This window comes from Coleofasciculus sp. H7-1 (assembly GCF_057473865.1).
On the sequence record NZ_JBYCCT010000014.1, the window covers coordinates 217,712 to 235,944 of the forward strand.

Annotated in this window: 12 protein-coding genes and 2 pseudogenes; 8 read left to right on the forward strand and 6 right to left on the reverse strand. The window is 47.8% G+C overall.

Going from position 1 to position 18,233, the window contains the following annotated elements; all coding sequences use genetic code 11:
- The first annotated feature begins 87 nt into the window (after positions 1-87).
- The gene (locus AC2VDX_RS04455) at positions 88-747 is read left to right on the forward strand and encodes a hypothetical protein (protein ID WP_378176308.1); all 660 of its coding nucleotides are present in this window, start codon (positions 88-90) and stop codon (positions 745-747) included.
- Between the two features lie 334 nt (positions 748-1,081).
- Here the strand turns inward: AC2VDX_RS04455 and AC2VDX_RS04460 are convergent, their stop codons facing one another.
- Together AC2VDX_RS04460 and AC2VDX_RS04465 are read right to left on the reverse strand one after the other, a co-directional pair.
- The gene (locus AC2VDX_RS04460) at positions 1,082-2,320 is read right to left on the reverse strand and encodes an acetate/propionate family kinase (protein WP_378176311.1); all 1,239 of its coding nucleotides are present in this window, start codon (positions 2,318-2,320) and stop codon (positions 1,082-1,084) included.
- Between the two features lie 196 nt (positions 2,321-2,516).
- The gene (locus AC2VDX_RS04465; RefSeq protein ID WP_378176314.1) at positions 2,517-4,958 is read right to left on the reverse strand and encodes a phosphoketolase family protein; all 2,442 of its coding nucleotides are present in this window, start codon (positions 4,956-4,958) and stop codon (positions 2,517-2,519) included.
- Between the two features lie 736 nt (positions 4,959-5,694).
- On the opposite strand from AC2VDX_RS04465, the gene AC2VDX_RS04470 reads away from it, so the two are divergent.
- On the forward strand, positions 5,695-7,734 hold the full coding sequence (locus tag AC2VDX_RS04470) for a WD40 domain-containing protein (RefSeq protein ID WP_378176317.1): 2,040 nt from the start codon (positions 5,695-5,697) through the stop codon (positions 7,732-7,734).
- A gap of 158 nt (positions 7,735-7,892) precedes the next feature.
- On the opposite strand, the pseudogene AC2VDX_RS04475 reads toward AC2VDX_RS04470, so the two are convergent.
- A pseudogene (locus AC2VDX_RS04475) lies at positions 7,893-8,860 on the reverse strand (transposase).
- Positions 8,861-9,310: 450 nt separating this feature from the next.
- Between AC2VDX_RS04475 and AC2VDX_RS04480 the strand changes: the two are divergent.
- Positions 9,311-10,345 carry a mechanosensitive ion channel family protein gene (locus tag AC2VDX_RS04480; RefSeq protein ID WP_378176321.1) on the forward strand — a complete coding sequence of 345 codons (1,035 nt, stop codon included), beginning with the start codon at positions 9,311-9,313 and terminating at the stop codon, positions 10,343-10,345.
- Positions 10,346-10,348: 3 nt separating this feature from the next.
- On the forward strand, positions 10,349-11,683 hold the full coding sequence (locus AC2VDX_RS04485; protein WP_378176324.1) for a DUF2254 domain-containing protein: 1,335 nt from the start codon (positions 10,349-10,351) through the stop codon (positions 11,681-11,683).
- Positions 11,684-11,799: 116 nt separating this feature from the next.
- Here the strand turns inward: AC2VDX_RS04485 and AC2VDX_RS04490 are convergent, their stop codons facing one another.
- Complete coding sequence (locus tag AC2VDX_RS04490; protein WP_378176327.1) at positions 11,800-13,086, reverse strand: DUF389 domain-containing protein; 1,287 nt, start codon at positions 13,084-13,086, stop codon at positions 11,800-11,802.
- A 140-nt stretch (positions 13,087-13,226) separates the two neighbouring features.
- On the opposite strand from AC2VDX_RS04490, the gene AC2VDX_RS04495 reads away from it, so the two are divergent.
- The 3 genes from AC2VDX_RS04495 (at position 13,227) to AC2VDX_RS04505 (ending at position 16,030) form a co-directional block, all read left to right on the forward strand.
- Positions 13,227-14,483 (forward strand): cation:proton antiporter domain-containing protein, encoded by a 1,257-nt coding sequence (locus AC2VDX_RS04495; protein WP_378176330.1) that lies wholly within the window; start codon positions 13,227-13,229, stop codon positions 14,481-14,483.
- 7 nt (positions 14,484-14,490) lie between these two features.
- Positions 14,491-15,297, forward strand: a complete 807-nt coding sequence (locus AC2VDX_RS04500; protein WP_378176333.1) for an ion transporter — start codon at positions 14,491-14,493, stop codon at positions 15,295-15,297.
- Between the two features lie 145 nt (positions 15,298-15,442).
- Positions 15,443-16,030 carry a DUF2238 domain-containing protein gene (locus AC2VDX_RS04505; protein ID WP_378176336.1) on the forward strand — a complete coding sequence of 196 codons (588 nt, stop codon included), beginning with the start codon at positions 15,443-15,445 and terminating at the stop codon, positions 16,028-16,030.
- 156 nt (positions 16,031-16,186) lie between these two features.
- Here AC2VDX_RS04505 and AC2VDX_RS04510 read toward each other — a convergent pair whose 3' ends face one another.
- A complete protein-coding gene (locus AC2VDX_RS04510; RefSeq protein WP_378176378.1) occupies positions 16,187-16,756 on the reverse strand; it encodes a DUF3611 family protein in 570 nt (189 codons plus the stop codon).
- Positions 16,757-17,267: 511 nt separating this feature from the next.
- Here AC2VDX_RS04510 and AC2VDX_RS04515 point away from each other — a divergent pair.
- On the forward strand, positions 17,268-18,041 hold the full coding sequence (locus tag AC2VDX_RS04515) for a hypothetical protein (RefSeq protein WP_378176381.1): 774 nt from the start codon (positions 17,268-17,270) through the stop codon (positions 18,039-18,041).
- Between the two features lie 88 nt (positions 18,042-18,129).
- On the opposite strand, the pseudogene AC2VDX_RS04520 reads toward AC2VDX_RS04515, so the two are convergent.
- Positions 18,130-18,233: pseudogene (locus tag AC2VDX_RS04520) on the reverse strand (IS1 family transposase); the annotation flags it as partial.

Below are 18,233 nucleotides of genomic sequence, written 5' to 3' on the forward strand. Positions count from 1 at the left end.
CGATTTGAGTAGGGTGTTAAGTTATGAGTTTCGGAGTGCATCAGTTGCGACTATTTGTGGTTCAGTTACCGTTGAAAAGCAAGAGTGATGAGTGAAAAGAGTACAGCATTTCTGGCCGGGGCTGCCTTCGCCGGAATTGCAGCTTTCGTCTTGCTTAGAACTGGAGGGAATCCCGGTCAAGCCAACCTGCCGACTTACCTGCCCTCGCCACCCCAGTCAGGACAGCCCTATGGCACTATGCAGCAGCTGCCGCCTCCACCTCCAACGGCGACTGCTGTCTCGCCGGATACGACTACGACTCCTTATTGCGTACAGCAGCAGAGCGAAACTCAAAGGCTGAAGGAGCGCCTGGAACAGCAACAAAGTGAAACCGAGCAGGTGAAAGCCCAACTGCGGAATCAGCAGATGGTGATAGAGGCTCTGACCACGCAGGCAAAAGCAAATGTCTATCCTCCGCCGGTTAATCCAACGCCAGCGTTGGCTCCAGTTCAACAGCAACAGCCCCTAAATCCAGTGCTGACAGGCATACTCTGGGCTGTGGGAGGCATGGTTCTCACTGTCATTAGTGGGGTTGTGCTGGCAGCAGCGTTTGCTTTGCTATCGCAACAGCAGCGTCCTCCTCGGACAGTGCAAGTGGTTCACCCTATCCAAACTCCCCCGCCAACCCTATCCCATAGACGGCGTTCTGAGTTTCTGCCCCCGCAACTGGAAGGTAGGCGAAATGACTTCATCGACTACGACAGGTAGACAAACGTTGACATTTTCTCAGCTATCTAGCAGGATGTTGTGTCATTGCAGCTAGGGTTGAAGTTCGGACAAATCCGAAGCCACCCGCTGGTCAATCAATTCGATTATCCCAGCAGTGCGATCGCCCTGAGTGACAAAATCGGCACCCTCTTTAAGCATAGGCAGGCGACTCCACACTCGCACAGGTTCAGCAAGGTTCAGTACAGACCTAACTTCCTTCCCGGAATCGGGGAGAGGGAGAGAGTGTATTGCATACAAATGAGAACCGTTATATAAGCTATTTTTATCAATTTAAATTGCCCGATCTCGCAGCTTAATCTCTCTAGTAGCGCATTTAAAGGGTCGTTTTTGTCAATTTCCAGCACTCAGTTGCGGTAAGCGAAGCGATGCTGGAGGCGATCGCCCAATCTTCTTGCGCCTGTACAATTAAGACGCGCACGGCTGAATCGTCGCTGGCAATGTCTTCATCTATCGGCGATCGCTCATTTTTTTTCGAGTCGAGTTTTAAACCCAAAAACTCCAAGGCTTTACAAGCTGCACCTCTTACCAATGGCTGATTTTCTCCGACGCCGCCGGTAAACACCAAGGCATCCAATCCGCCAAGTGAAGCCAGCATCGCCCCGATGTGCCTGCAAAGCGAATGGATATAGACATCTAACGCCAATTGAGCGCGTTGGTTGCCTTCTGCAACGGCACTCTGAATATGGCGCATATCTCCCGATAAACCAGAAATCCCCTTCAACCCAGAAGCACGATTGAGCATTTCATCTAACTTGTCGGCATCGTAACCTTCTTGTCGCAGCCAGTATATTAAAATCCCTGGATCGACAGAACCAGAACGAGTTCCCATCATCAATCCTTCTAGGGGAGTAAACCCCATTGTGGTGTCTACACTCTTCCCTTCTCGAATTGCCGCTAGAGAACAGCCATTTCCCAAATGACAGGTAATCAGGCGCAAAGATTTCCAGTCTTTCCCCAAAATTTGACCTGTACGTTGGGCGCAGTATTGGTGATTGATGCCGTGAAACCCATAGCGGCGAATTCCTCGCTCAAACCACTCGTAGGGGATGGGGTAAATAGCAGCTTCTAAAGGTATTTGGCTGTGAAATGCGGTATCGAAGACTGCCACTTGAGGGACATCTGGCAACACTTTTTCAATCGCTTCGATTCCCTCTAAGTTGGCTGGGTTATGGAGTGGGGCAAAATTAGCTAGACGCGCGATCGCTTCTTTGACTTCTGGTGTAATTACTGTTGCCTCGCGGTACTCTTCTCCACCGTGAACAACCCGGTGTCCTACGATTTCAATCTCTGAAAGTTGGGCAATGACTTGACTTTTGCCTGCTGTAAGAATATTTAGTAGATGTGCAATGATTTCGGGTCGGGAATTTGTCTGTATTTCTTCTTCCAGAATCGTGCCGTTACTTTTTACTTTAATTTCTGCAAATCCTTGATGTCGAGTCCAATCCACTTTGGCTTCCCAAAGGGGTTCTTGTGGCAAATCTGCCAATTCATTTAACTCATATAGGCAACTTTTTTGGCTGCTCGATCCGGCATTGAATACTAAAATTTTCATAATGGCTATTGATTGCTAATATAACTGTCCTATTTAATTTTTGGAGATGCTTTCCGGACAGCGTCTCTACATTTTTAACGAACCGCCAAGACGCCAAGATCGCCAAGGAAAGAGAGGAAGAGAGAGGAAGAGAGGGGAAGAGAGGGGAAGAGAGGGGAAGAGAGAGGGACACGGGACTGCCGTGCCCCTATTTTAATTAGCACCATTGCCAATTGCTGATTTCCTCTGGATCGGTGCCGTTCTCCTCAATAAAGCGCTTGTAATCTTGCAAAATGTATTCGTAGTGGGAGAGGCTACGAACGGCTCGTGCTGCCACATAGGGATTGCCCGCAGCTGCCAGACGAATTGCTTGCATAATCAAGTGATATCGACTGGTTTGGTTGCGGACTTGCATATCAAAGGGTGTCGTCGTCGTGCCTTCTTCTCGATAGCCGTTGATGTGGAATCGCTTTAGGTTGCGACGCCCAAAAAGTAACTGCTTCACTGCGGAGGAATAACCGTGAAAATTGATAATCACGGGTTTATCTGGGGTGAATAAAGCGTCAAACATCTCGGCATCTAAACCGTGCGGATGAGCAGATTTTTCCTCTAGTACCAGCAAATCGGTGACGTTCACCACTCGCACCCGTAGTTGGGGCATCTCGGTTCGGAGGATTTGAGCGGCTGCCATGACTTCAATCGTGGGGCTATCGCCAATTCCAACTAGCACGATATCCGGGTTGATTCCCTCGTCAATGCTTGCCCAAGACCAAACAGAAGCACCCGCACGACAATGGGCGATCGCTTCTTCCATTGTTAACCACTGGGGCATCGGATTCTTGTTGGCAACCACCAAGTTTACATAACCCGTACTTTGCAAGCAGTGGTCAATCGTGCTAATCAAGCAGTTGGCATCGGGAGGTAAATACACCCGTGCGTTTTCAGCTTGTTGGTCGAGTACGCTGTTGATAAAACCGGGGTTTTGGTGGGAGAAACCGTTGTGTTCTTGTCGCCAAAGGGTGGAACTTTCTAGATAATTCAGGGAAGATACTGGCGTCCGCCAAGGAAAGTCTTCCGAAAACTTCACGAACTTGGCGAACTGATCCATCATCGTCGTGATGATGCCCAAAAATGCTTCGTAAGAGGGGAAAAGACCGTGACGACCCGTGAGCAAATACCCTTGTAACCAAGCTTGACAAGTGTGTTCGCTCAAGATTTCCAGCACTCGTCCGCCGTTAGCTCCAATATTGGTGTCGTGCGGGTTTGTGGGCCATTGATAGTTGCGCTGGGTGACATCGAATACTTTGTTCAGTTTGTTCGATTCCAGCTCATCGGGACTGAAGATGCGGAATAATTTCGGATTCCGCTCCATGACGCCCCGCAGGTACTTGCCGACTTCCTCTGTGTTGCTGACAAGACTTTCTCCGCGTCGGCAGTACCCTTCTGTTTCTGTCCGCTCTACGGGCACTTGGTAGTCAAAAATACTGGGTAAATCCAGTTCTTTACGGATGCGACCCCCCAAGGTGTGAGGATTGTAACCCATGCGACGTTTGCCTTTGGGACACTGTTCTAGTATCTCTGGCACTGGACGCCCTTGCTCGTCGAATAGCTCTTGTACGCGATAGGAACGTAGCCAGTTTTCCAACAGTTCTAGTTGGTATTGCTTGGTCTTGACTTCTCTGGCGGGAACTTGGTGAGAACGGTAGGAACCCTCAATCGGTTCTCCATCCATTTCTTTAATTCCACCCATCCCTTTGAGCGATCGCAAAATCAGCAAAGGCCATTTCGGTTTAGAAATGCGATCGCCCGATCGTGCTGCTTGTTGAATCCGACAAATCTCTTGATAAGCCCAATCCATTGAGCCATACATATCCGCGTCTAAGTCGCCATCTTGTACAATCCGTACTTGATAGCCGTAGCCTGTGAATAGATGCAGCAACTCTTCATCGCTCATCGACCCGTAAATTGTGGGACTGGAAATTTTGTAGCCGTTCAAGTGCAGAATTGGCAGCACTGCCCCTGATTCGGCGGGGTCGAGATACTTATAGCTGTGCCATGCTGTCGCCGTGGGGCCGGTTTCGGCTTCCCCATCGCCCACGATGCAAGCGACCACCAGATCCGGGTTATCCATGACCGCACCAAAGGACGTAGCGAGGGCATATCCCAGTTCGCCGCCTTCGTGGATGGTACCCGGAGTGCCGGGATATAGGTGAGAAGGAAACCCTCCGGGCCAGGAAAACCGTTTGATAAAGTCATACAGCCCCGCCTGGTTTAGGGTCAGTTGCGGGTAAAATTCGTTCAGGGAGCCTTCCAGGTACAAATTTGCTAAATTTGCGGGTGCCCCGTGTCCCGGTCCCGTCACCAGGAACATATTCGCGTCGTAGCGCCGAATCAAGCGGTTGAGGTGGGCGTAAATTAAGTTAATGCCGGGGCAGGTTCCCCAGTGACCGAGTAGGCGGTCTTTGATGTGTTCTGGTTTTAGGGGTTCCCGCAGCAGAACGTTGTCTTTGAGATAAATTTGGGCGGCGGCGAGATAGTTGGTAGCGCGTTGATAACGAGCGATCGCCTCCAGTTCTGCACCTTGGGTTTCACGAACTCGCTCAACTGAAATCTCAGGGATGGACAGGGAAAACGGCGGTGTAGAAGTCGTTACTGTCATACCAGTCCATTGAATACCTCTTTATCTAGCTCAACGACATCGAAGAAATTAGCAAATTGCCTCCCTATTCTGATAGAGATTGCGCTGCTGTTAACTCAATCTGACTAGAATTCTTAGGGTCTTACCCGAATGGTTAAGCTTCGATTAAATATTTTTTAAAATGTCAGCCTGACTTTTCCTATCTAGTTATCACAGCGTTTTGCGATCGCTCGCCTCAAACAAGGTAATGCACAAACTTTTGTATTTTGCCTATAAAGTCTGAAAGTCGGGAAAATCTTTGAACCCCAACGAGCGAGAAAATATATTTACCACTTTTTGACATTCAATATATAGCAATCCTATTTAAGTTGTGCACGAGTATTTGCTTTAGTAGAGACGCGATTAATCGCGTCTCTACAGGGGTTTGCGAATCATTTAGGACTGCTATAGTATCTTCGCAGTTTTTAAATACCTTGAGACCGACGAGAGCGGACTTCCTTTCTATTGCCATTGAGTTCTATTTACCAGATATATTTTCCCAAGTGGGGTGCTTCCCTCTTTGTCTAGCACATCAAACGAAAAACGGTATAATTTAAAACTTAATGTTGTAGGATGGGCATTACCCAGCCCGTCTTTTTTTTGTTGCCAGCTAAAAGCCTTACTACATAACAACTATCGCACTTGCATCCGGGAGCAATGGGTGGATGATTGAAAATTCCCAACATATATTAGGGATATGACAATTTTGTAGCTATCTATGAGCTACTGCATCAACCCCAACTGCCCCAAGCCTAACGATCCAGCCAACGCCAACAACCGTATTTGCCGCAATTGTGGCTCAGAGTTGTTGGTACAAGGGCGCTATCAGGTAATGCGCCTACTGAGTGACAACAGCGGCTTCGGCAATATTTATGAAGCCTACGAGGGAGCCACCCCCAAAATCCTGAAGATCCTCAAAAAAGATCGCGCCACGAATGCCAGAGTCGTCGAGCTATTTCAGCAAGAAGCCATTGTATTAAGCCAGCTGAATCATCCTGGCATCCCCAAAGTTGAGCCAGATGGATACTTCCAGTTTTATCCCAGAAATAGCCTTGAGCCGGTGTATGGCATCATCATGGAGAAAATTGATGGCCCCAACTTAAAGGAGTGGATGCAACAACAAGGCGATCGCCCACTCGATCAGCAGCTAGCTCTTGACTGGTTAAAACAGCTAGCTGAGATTTTACATCTTGTACACCAAAAAAACTATTTCCATCGAGACATTAAACCAGCAAATATCATGATGCGCTCCACAGGGCATCTGGTATTAATTGACTTTGGCACCGCCAGAGAGATGACCTATACTTACCTTGCCGAAGTCGGTGGCGCAGGCAGTGTCACAAGGATTAGTTCCGCTGGCTATACGCCTCCAGAGCAAGAAAAAGGTCATGCCGTACCCCAGTCAGATTTCTATGCATTAGGGCGTAGTTTTGTTTATTTACTGACTGGCAAACAAGCGACAGATAGCACAATTTATGAACCTTTAACGGATAAATTTCATTGGCGCAATCATGCACCGGGTATTTCACCCTTGCTGGCAGATTTCATCGATAAACTGATGGCTCCTACCGCAGGAGCGCGGCACAAAAATACTCAGGAAATTTTAGATGAACTCGCTAAAATTTCGCAGCATTTATCTCAGCCTAAACCTTCTGCCAACTTTAGTCTTATCGGTATCGGTGCGATTATTGCTATATTTCCACCTCGGAAGCGTTTATTAGCCCCAACGATAATTGCTGGTAAGACTAATAAAAATAAATGGTTGGTGGGGGGAGCCGTTGCTTGCTTGGTGGGATTAGGGGGATATGGAATTTGGCAACTATCTTACCAAGACGCGCCCAAAGTTATCGCTTATGAAAATATTTCTATAGTTAAAACTTTTTATGGGCATGAAAGTCAGGTAAATTCTCTTACTATTAGCCCGGATGGACAAATTTTAGCTAGTAGCAGTGCCGATAAAACAATTAGAATTTGGAACAAGTCTACAGGAAAAGAAATTCGCCTCATAAAAGGGCATGACAGCTACGTTAATTCCCTAGCGATTAGCCCAGATGGAAATACATTAATAAGTGGCAGTGCCGATAAAACGATTAAAATTTGGAATATCTCTACCGGCAAAGAAATCCGTAGATTAGAGGGACATTCCAGCCCAATTAATTCCGTTGCGATTAGCCTTGATTGGCAAACTTTAGCCAGTGGCAGTGCCGATAAAACGATTAAAATTTGGGGGATTTCTACGGGTAAAGAAATTCGCACCCTCAAAGGTCATTCCCAACCAGTGAATGCCATTGCCATTAGCCCAGACGGACAGATTTTAGTCAGCGGCAGTGCCGATAAAACGATTAAAATTTGGGATATTTCGACTGGCAAAGAAATTCGCACGCTTCAGGGTCATTCCCAACCTGTTAATTCCGTTGCGATTAGCCCGGATGGGCAAATTTTAGCAAGTGGTAGTGCGGACAAAACTATCAAAATTTGGGAGATTTCTACGGGTAAAGAAATTCGCACGCTTACCGGGCATTCTAATTATGTGAATTCGGTTGCCATTAGCCCCGATGGACAAACTTTAGTCAGTGGCAGTGCGGACAAAACGATTAAAATTTGGAATCTTTCTACGGGTGAAGAAATTCGCACCCTTATCGGACATTCTAGTTGGGTTAAGTTTATTGCTATTAGTCCTGATGGACAGACGATTGCAACTGGCAGCGGTGACAATACTATCAAAATTTGGCGCGTACCGGTCGCAGATGCCCAATAACTGACGCGGGGGCATACTGGGTGGGGGCGGTTGTTAAATGTTTATCGGCTTCGCTTGTGCGATCGCGCTAAAACCCGCCTCTATAGGAATTTGTTAACAGTATCCTAATAGGCATTGCCCCAGAAGTGTTGAATTTAGACATAAAATTTCACATAAAATCAGACAAGAGTCTCTGGAAGTAGATCAAAGCTCCACTGCACAAAGGAGCAACGACGACTTAATTCTAATTGCAAATAACGGAACTTATCGAGCAATCTATGTCCATAGAATGTCGGAATTTCCATCAACTCTAAAAGCAAATAAGCAATGATTTCCATATAAATTTGTAGCCGAACACCATTGATGCTTTTGGTGATGAGCTTATCCAGTTTTAAATGCATCTTTAAAAACTTCCACAGCAATTCAATTTACAAGCGTTAATGATAGATTTTTCCGACCTCTTCATTCGTCATTTCTACTAAGTTTGTTGCCAAGCGATATTCGGTTTGGCTTTCTAAGTCACAGAACCAAACCACTCGATATCTTTGATGGTAAAATTCGGTTTTCATATTGTTTTTATTCCGATCACAAATAAAGTCTTAGTTTGACTCATTTCCTCAATCAAATCCCAGCAAGCGTTGCCTCTATCCATAATGCCAATCCCGTTTTCAGGAATCATATTCATCACCGATTCGGACAATTTTGCATCATGGGTCTGTCCGAATTTTATCAGACATTCACTGGTATTTCCCTGGGTTAAGTTCAGTCCATTTATTAACTTAACTTGCTGATATCCTTGCTGTTAAAACAGCTTGCTTGTTAGTGTTATTACTGTTCAATCTATCGGAAGAAAGCATCGGCGCTGTCGCCGTATTCTGTCTCTTTAGTTTCTCCATCAATTCTTTATAGATTCGACCGAAATGCTGGTCTTCTCTCGATTTACACGATGAGAGAAAATGTCGATATATCAATCTCTATTCCCCCACGATTTAGCCGATAAAACAAGTCCCTTATGCTTGTCAAGCTCTTGTCTAACACAAAGGTTAGCGAGATTTCAGCATAATAACCTTGAGTTTAATACCGGGTAATCATGGGCTGAAAGTTGCTTCAGTATCGATTTGACAATCTTGGGAAATGACGATACCATTGAACATTATTTTTACGCTTCTTGGGGAGAGAATACTACATTCTGTCCCCTTTTTTTCTGACTTTACCTATCTTTCAACACTTCTGGTGCCCACCTTTACAGAACTTTTATGCCTCTTCAATCTGCCCTTAGGTAGATGATTGTTGAGAACTGAAAGAATTTGCCCGAAATCAACATCCCTCGTAAATCGCTTGTAAAGAAGTAACTAGGTGAAAATAAACGTAACTCACGAAGGGCGTTCTTCGTTCAGGGTATTAGACAATCCTCAATTTTTCCTACAACCATGAACAATGAATGATAAACAGTCCTATTCGGTAAGTTTATTTGTGCTGACCTACTGCTCTATTTATTTATTATCAGCTTTTCATTCTGTAGATACTAACCTTAGGTAGAGCCGAAATAATTGAGTTTATATTAGTATAAACAAAGGTTTTTAGGCGGCGAAGAGTAATGAATCCCGAAACATCGGTATCAACAGCGTGGGAAAAAATTCAGGCAATGATCAATGGCCTGGTGGTCATGCTGCCAAATATTGTGTTAGCAGTAATCGTCTTTGCGATATTCTTTTTCGCAGCAAGAACGATTAAGGCGACAGTCAGACGGCTTACCAGAAGGCATCGGCAGGCTCGTAATCTGGGGCTGGTGCTAGGTCGTTTGTCGCAGGGGATTGTTATTTTAGTCGGTTTATTTGTATCATTATCCATCGTCATCCCGACATTCCAAGCTGGAGATTTAGTTCAACTGCTAGGTATCAGTGGGGTAGCAATTGGTTTCGCCTTCCGTGATATTCTCCAGAATTTTCTGGCTGGCATCTTAATTCTATTGACTGAACCGTTCCAGATCGATGACCAGATCGTATTCAAGGATTTTGAGGGGACGGTTGAAAACATCCAGACGCGAGCCACGACGATTAGAACCTATGATGGTCGTCGCATCGTAATTCCGAATGCTGAGCTATTTACAAACTCGGTAACTGTAAACACTGCCTTCGAGAATCGCCGTCTTCAGTACGACGTGGGTATTGGTTACAGCGATGACATTGACCGGGCGAAACAACTGATTCTGGAAGCGATAGCTAGCGTCGATGATGTTTTGGAAGATCCAGCTCCCGACGCTCTTGTGGTAGAGCTGGCTGACAGTACCGTGAACATCCGCGCCCGTTGGTGGGTACAGCCGCCGCGACGTGCAGATGTTCTTGATAAGCAGGATCGAGTTCTCGCTGCCATTAAGAACAAACTCACTGCCAATGGCATCGATATGCCTTTTCCGACGCAGCAAATCCTGTTCCACGACCAAACCGAAGAAACAGACGGCGATCGCTCACGTCAGCGTGAAGGATGGCCTGCGGGTAATAAAGAAGTGCCTAAACCGCGTAGCATCGGCGGTTCCCTCCGGAAGCTGGCGGAAATGCGTGCCCAAAGAGATGGAAATAGCAGCCATAGAGACGAGAACCCCGATCGCTCTCAAACTGCCAACGATAATTGATGGATGAAAAACATCAAGCTGGGCAAACTTTGGGACTCGCTCCACTCTAGCTACTGGTTCGTACCAACGCTGATGGCGGTGATTGCGATCGCGCTAGCATTCGGAATGCTAAGCCTTGATCGAGCCGGCAAATCTGGTCCGCTAGAGTCCTTGGGCTGGATCTATACAGGGGGGCCAGATGGGGCGCGATCGCTGCTTTCAGCCGTTGCTGGTTCGATGATTACCGTTGCTGGTACCGCCTTCTCGATTACGATTGTTGCCCTCACCCTCGCTTCCTCACAATTCGGCCCGCGACTGATGCGTAACTTCATGCAGGATACGGGCAATCAAGTCGTCATAGGCACGTTCATCGGTACATTCATCTACTGCTTGCTGGTACTGCGAACCGTGCGGGGAGATGATTACGACGTGTTCGTGCCGCAAATCTCCGTCACGATCGGCATGGTGCTAGCACTCGCCAGCATCGGCGTCCTGATTTACTTTATCCATCACGTCTCAACTTCGATGCAGGCATCGCATATCATCAGAGATGTTGGCAGAGAGTTGGACAATGCCATCGATCGCTTGTTTCCGCAGAAGATCGGGCAGGGTAAATCAGCACCAAAGCAGCGGTCGGTGGCGGAAATCCCCGCCGGGTTCGATAAGGAAGCGACTCCCATATTGGCGACAACCAGCGGTTATATTCAAGCAATTGATGAGGAGCGGTTGATGAAGATCGCCACCTCAAAAGACCTCCTCCTGCGTCTGAAATATCGCCCCGGCAAGTTTATTGTGGAAGGAAGCGAACTGCTAATGATTTGGCCTGGGGAACGGGTGAATAAAAAACTCACCCAGCACCTCAACCAAGCATTTATTTTTGGCGAGCAACGCACCGAACAACAGGATGTAGAATTCCCTATCAATCAGTTAGTTGAAATTGCTGCTCGTGCCATTTCTCCTGGCATCAACGATCCGTTCACAGCCATCCAGTGTATTAACCAGATGAGTGCTGCACTTTGCCGTCTGGCGGAAAGAGAGTTTCCTTCCCCCTACCGCTACGACGACGATAACAATCTGCGAGCGATAATCGCGAATCCGGTGACATTTGCAGAGTTAGTTGACGCTGCCTTTAACCAGATTCGACAGTACAGCAAATCGGATGTAGCCGTGAGGATTCGATTGCTCGAAGCGATCGCACTCATCGCCACCCACACCCGCAACCAGAAAAATCGGGCGGCGCTGCTGCGTCATGCCCAGATGATCGAGCGCAGCAGCCAACAAGAGGTATCGGAGGAATTAGACCGACAGGATATCGAGGAGCGATATTTGGCAGCAGTGAAAGTTCTAGAGGAGTTTTAAATGACGCTCCTTAGATAGCAATCCGCTTGGAGTTGTGAACCAGCCCTTCAGATCGCCGACTTCTCTAGAATCATTGAGGACTGCTATATTTGCTTGAAAATATTTATTGAAAATATTTAACTTTCCGATTGAGGCGCTTCCAGAACGCTGACATCAATTAAAGGTGTGACATTAAACCCTTTGTCAAGTAATTGCCTTTGGATAGTGCGGGTGATGCGAGAGCGAATCTCTTCGGAAGACTCAGTAACACCCGCCTGACGCTGAACATAAACGTTACCCAACAGTGTGTTCTGACCTTTGATGTTCGTGGGGGTGAATCGAACATTTGCCTCCACCAGTTTTGCCAAACCGCTATCATTCACCACCTTCTCGATTTGGGCAACGGCACGCTGTTCGCGGCTACCGCGCTGAAGCTCCGGGGAGGAGGAAAATTGCCAAGTCAGCAAGCCCAAGAGGGCTACGGCGGTGGCTGCAAAAGCAGACGGAAATATCCAGCGCTTGCCACGGTTATAGCGGGCACCTTGAGCAGACAGACCATAGGCGCGGAACATCAGGGAGGCTGATAGATTAATCCCAACCAGTTGCAGCAACAGTACAAAGACGCCGTTTACAGCCATATCCCATCGACCCATTGCGCTTGCCATCCCCACCATTCCGGCAGGCGGTGCCAGCGAAGCCGCAACCAGCATTCCAACCGCTGCCCCCGACACGAGGCTACTTCTTTCAGATTGGACAAGATTCAGAGCGCCTGCTGCACCCGCAACCAGTGGCAGCAGCACTGCTACTGCCGAAACGGTACTGGTTGCGCTCATGGAAGATGTCACCACTTCCTGTCGCAGAATCAAGCTGAGTGCCCCAGTAACTAAGATGGTTACGGTAAGGGCTGAAAAATATCGTAAAAGACTCTGACCCAGCAGTTGTCCATCGCCGCGTGCTGTAGCGATCGCTGTATTCATCGCTGGCCCCGCAAACGGCGCAATTAGCATGGCAGCGACGAGAAGATAGCTAGTATTGGTGAACAAGCCGATCCAGACCACCACACCCGCCGCTGCCGCATATCCCAGAAAACCTTTCCACGATCCAACACTCTGTAGACCGGAGAGGAAAATTTCAATCGGACTGCGTGCCTGCACATCCTTCACCTGCTGCGGTGCTTTAAAGGGCGGTGGCTGCAAGGCGATTACTCCACGCGGAAGCAGCGTGACGTGCAATTTTGGCACCGCTTGCAACTTTTCGAGTAGTTCCTCCACTTTCCCATTCGAGACGTGAACAATTACCACGTCTAACCGTTCATCAGTCCCCGTCGATTCAAACCGGGAAAGATTCGTTCCGTCACAAGCTTGGGCGATGTCAAGGACAGTTTTCCCACACCCACGGGGAACCTGTACAAGCAATTGGCGCATTGCGGCTACATAAGTCTGCGTCCGTTGTAACCATCGCGCACAGGATAGGAGTTCGTTCTCTAGCTAGAGGAATATTTCAATGCTTTTCTATTAATCTCTGCTGAGACGTTGCATCTGCTCAAGCAGCTGGGATTCAAGTCATGAATCACTCAACTTCCAGTGATATAAATATAGCCCTGGTAGCCTTGGGCGGGCTGGTTCTCGTGCTGGGGTTGCTCTCTGGCTTTCTTAAAAAGCGTCTTTTTATCTCAGATCCCATCGTAGCTCTGCTGGTCGGGGTGCTGCTGGGGTCATCTGCGTTTGGTCTACTCGATTTGGCTGAGTGGGGTAAACCAGAGACGATCTTAGAGGAAGGTTCGCGCCTCACGATCGCTATCCAACTCATGGGGGTGGCTCTGCAACTCCCAAAAGCTTACCCGCTGAGAAACTGGCGCTCTTTAGCTGTCCTGCTAGGGCCGGTAATGCTGCTGATGTGGCTGAGCAGCGGTCTGCTAGTTTACCTGATTCTAGGTCTCCCTTTCTGGCAAGCCATGCTGATCGGGGCTGTAATTACTCCCACCGACCCGGTCGTCTCTACCTCTATCGTTACAGGTAGGGTTGCAGAGCCAAGCCTACCCGAACGTCTCCGAAATATCATCTCTGCCGAGTCTGCCGCCAATGATGGATTAGCCTACGCCTTCGTACTCTTGCCGATTCTCATCCTGACCAAACCGCCAGGAGAAGCCGTTTTCCACTGGCTAACGAAGACTTTGTTGTGGGAAGTGGCGGCGGCTGTACCTATCGGAGCGACGATCGGTTACGCAGCCGGTCGGCTTTTGCTTTGGGCTGAAGCCAACCAAACCATCGAAAAGCAATCTTTTTTAGCCTATACCGTCGCCCTCTCACTGGCTGTACTGGGGTTTGTCAAGTTGATTGGCAGCGATGGGATTCTTGCGGTTTTTGCGGCGGGAACCGTTCTTAGCATGATTGTCGGCGGTAGTGATAGAGCTGAGGAAGAAGGGGTACAAGAGGCAGTAGACCGCTTCTTTACCTTGTATATTTTCCTACTGCTGGGCTTAGCACTGCCGTGGGAAAAATGGCTGGATCTAGGGTGGAAGGGGTTGTTTCTAGCGATCTCTGTGTTACTAGTGCGCCGACTCCCGGCGCTACTATTGCTGCGTCGTTTCCTGCCTCAGGTGCGAGGGATGCAGGATGCCCTATTCATGGGATGGTTTGGACCGATTGGCGTTGCCGCAATCTTTTATGCCTTCCTCTCTCTCCGTAGAACGGGCGTGGAGGATGCCTGGGTCGTAGGTAGTTTGATAATTTGCGCCTCAATATTTGCCCACGGTCTGACCGCTGTACCCTTGGCTCAGCTTTACGGCAAGCGCGTTCAAAGCAGCCGTGCGAATCATTAAAAATTTTATGAACAACCTGAGTACATCTGAAAAAAGGGAACTCAAAAAAGAACAAGGCGAGGTTCTGCAACAGTTGGAAGACTGGTTAGAAACACCCATGCTATTACTCGGCTTTGGGTGGCTGGCGTTGTTGGTAGTCGAACTGATCTGGGGCTTAAATCCCCTGCTGGAAATCCTCAGCAACGTCATCTGGATCGTCTTTATCCTAGACTTCGCCTTACGATTAGTTCTGGCTCCTCACAAATTTGTCTATCTCAAGCAAAACTGGCTCACAGCCCTCTCCTTGCTGTTGCCAGCGTTGCGCGTCTTCCGAATTACTCGCGTACTTCGCTTACTTAGAGCTAGTCGGGGACTGCGACTGGTGCGTGTCATCAGTTCTTTGAATCGCGGCATGCGATCGCTCCGAGCCAGCATGAGTCGTCGTGGTTTTGGCTACATCATCGCACTGACGCTGGTGGTGACGCTGGTGGGAGCCGCAGGGATGTATGCTTTTGAAAACAACACCCCTGATGGGCGCGGACTGAATGATTACGGTGCTGCACTGTGGTGGACGGCAATGATTATGACAACGATGGGATCGGAATACTGGCCTCAGACTCCAGAAGGTCGGGTACTCTGCTTGATCCTATCGTTGTATGCTTTTGCTGTCTTCGGTTATGTGACTGCAACCCTCGCCACCTTCTTTGTCGGACGCGATGCGGAAGACGAACAAGCAGAAGTAGCAGGTGCTAAATCTATCGCCGCGTTGCATGAAGAAATCGTTGCATTGCGGGCTGAGATTCAGTCCCTTTTTCACCAGAAACCTGAAGCATGATATCAAATTAAATTAATTGCTTCGTTTATAGTTTGTTAGTAATGACTAATTGGGGAAAAGTTTTAAGTCTTGAATTAAAGAACTCTCTTCTCGCCTCAAAACTCAAAACTCTCTTTACCCATGACCCATTTATGAGGAAAAAGCGATGCTGAGTACCAATTGGCGAGGATATCGAATAGCCGCTTGGGTTGGACAGTTTTTACTGGCGATCGCGATCGCAGTTGAATTGTATCACCGTAACTGGGTGGGTTCATTTACACTCGCCTGCTTCCTGGCTGCTTCATTTATGTTTGTAACCCTGGAGAATCAACTGCCAACGTTGTTTGATTTTTTATTTGTCGTAGCAGCGTTGCTGAATGCGGGTGGTTGGGTTTGGGGTTTATTTTACCTACTAAAACCATACGACGAGATTGTTCATGCCTTTACAACCTTTTCCGTAACGCTGGCGCTGAGTTTTCTCATGTATGACTCAATGCTGACCCCGTTCCGCTACCACCGACTGCTGTATATTTTAGCGATCGCTAGTTTCGGAATCGCCATCGGTGCGATTTGGGAAATATTTGAGTGGCTGATCCAAGTAATTAATGACCTTGATGACACCATCGTGGATCTAATTATGGACATAATTGGAGCTTTAATTGCGGCGCTGGTTAGTGTGTGGGCGCTACAAGAGCGAGTTCATCCAAAACCAACTACCGAAGATCAACAAGTATCGCCAAGGCGCAGCCGTTAAAAATTTTTAATGAGTTGTGAGCCGTTAGTCATTAGTCATTAGCCATAAACAAGGACTAAGGACTACTGACCTTTACCTTTACTGTTGCCCATATTTCATCAATAAATTCGGATTATAGTCCCCCTTTTTTTGTTTCTAAAAGGTTGGGGAAAATTCTCACTGATTATGCACCCACTTGAGCAGCCCTAGAGCAGTAACAACATCTACAAAGTGACCGGCAATGCCATTAAAATTTGCTAACACTACAAAAACATCAAGCGCTCGAATAATCCTATAGGGGTCGGTGATTGCTACACCTGGAGGTTGGGATACAGATTTTGCTAGCAGCACTCCCACACTTGCTCCAGCACCCAACAGACATAACAATATCCCTACCAAACCCGTAATTAAAGCCAGTCGCAGAACTTGAACGGTATCAGCTTTGGATGGATGCACCGTCGAATTAGGATTTGCTAACTGTTTGCCGATGCGAGTGTAACGGAAAGCTAAAAAGACACCGAATAACAGCGCTAAAAGTCCACAAATCGCCCAAAATATACCGACTCCCAGTGCGGGATTTGCTTCATTCGCAAAGTTACGACCAGAGATAGCAAATAACAAAGCGATGCCAGAAGCAACAGCCAGTCCTAACTCTACCCAGAAAGCAATCCAGCCTACCAAACGAAAAATGTTGGCAATTTTTTGTTTAGTTGGAGAAGGGGAGTGGGTGTCTGAGTGAGTTTGCATATCTGTCTCATGTTGGAAAAAGCAGGTGATATCCCACTCCAGAACAGTACCTCCACTGGCTCTTGTTGTACCCCCACCTAGAGAGAGAAACGCTTGCCTGCCTAAAGATGAATAGACCTCTTGCACGCAGTCGATGGATGCCTACAGACTGAAGTCTGAGGCTATACACATCTATACCCGACGGGAGCGGGTTTTAAGAGTCCGCGCCGGCGGACTACCCTCCCTTGAAGGCTAAAGCCTTACGGCATGAACGCGCCTACGTTTTTGTAGCCGCGATTACGAACATCGCCAAGTATTTTTGCAAGAGGTCTAATGTTTCTCAGATGGCTGAATGGGCTTGTTTAAAACTTGAAGAATCCCAAGCAAAATCAGCTGATCGGAGGACGCCCTAGTGCCAGAATCCCATCAAGCTGAAGAAAAAAGGTAATGATTTTAGATGTGCTATTGAGCAATGACGTGTCTTTTTAGTAAAGACATTCAGCTTGAAAAATATCCCCTATTTTCAACTAAGATGCTGTTCGCAGTTGCAGAGTCTTCGGTATTCAATCCTGGTGTACGCTTCCTGTCTGCAATCCTTGCAGTCGCTCTGGCTCTCGTGCATCTCTATTCTGGTAAGCTGCGCTTTCTCGATGCCACCCCTCGCAGTATCTGGCTTTCTATAGGTAGTGGCGTATCTGTCGCCTACGTTTTCGTTCATATCCTCCCCGAACTGAGTCAAGCACAGGAGACGGTTAAGCAGACGTTGAACGGGGGACTTGCCTTTCTGGAACACCACGTTTACCTTGTGGCACTCCTAGGCGTCAGCGTGTTTTATGGACTGGAGCGAGTAGCCAAAGTGTCGCGCCAGCGCAACCAAAAGGCGGGAAAGGGAGATGTTACGGAAGCTGGGGTTTTTTGGCTGCACATCGCTTCATTCGCCGTTTACAATGCTCTAATCGGCTACCTGCTGCTCCACCGGGAGGAACCGGGTCTTCAAAGTCTTTTTCTCTTTTTCTTCGCAATGGCTTTGCATTTCGTGGTGAATGACAACGGCTTACGCGAACACCATAAGGATGCTTATCACAAGAAGGGGCGCTGGATACTAGCGGTGGCGATTATCGTGGGATGGGTAATTGGGAGCGGAACCGAAATTCACGAGGCAGCGATCGCCATCTTGTTTGCCTTCCTCGCCGGAGGGGTCGTCCTGAACGTCCTTAAGGAAGAACTCCCTGAAGATCGCGATAGCCGCTTTTGGGCTTTTATCTTGGGTGCAGGCATCTATGCAGCACTACTGCTGACATTGTGAAGCGGTGCCATTGAAGTTTTGTAGAAAAAGCGATCGCTTGAAAGCATCTTGAACGTTCAAAAAAAGGCGTTGCTGAATGAAGTATGAATTACGCAAATGCTGGTATCGATTGGTGTTTCAAGTAGTGAAGTAGCAATCTAATAGAGTGTTTCAGCATTTCTTCTGACTTCGAGTAACACAACGTTTTTCGAT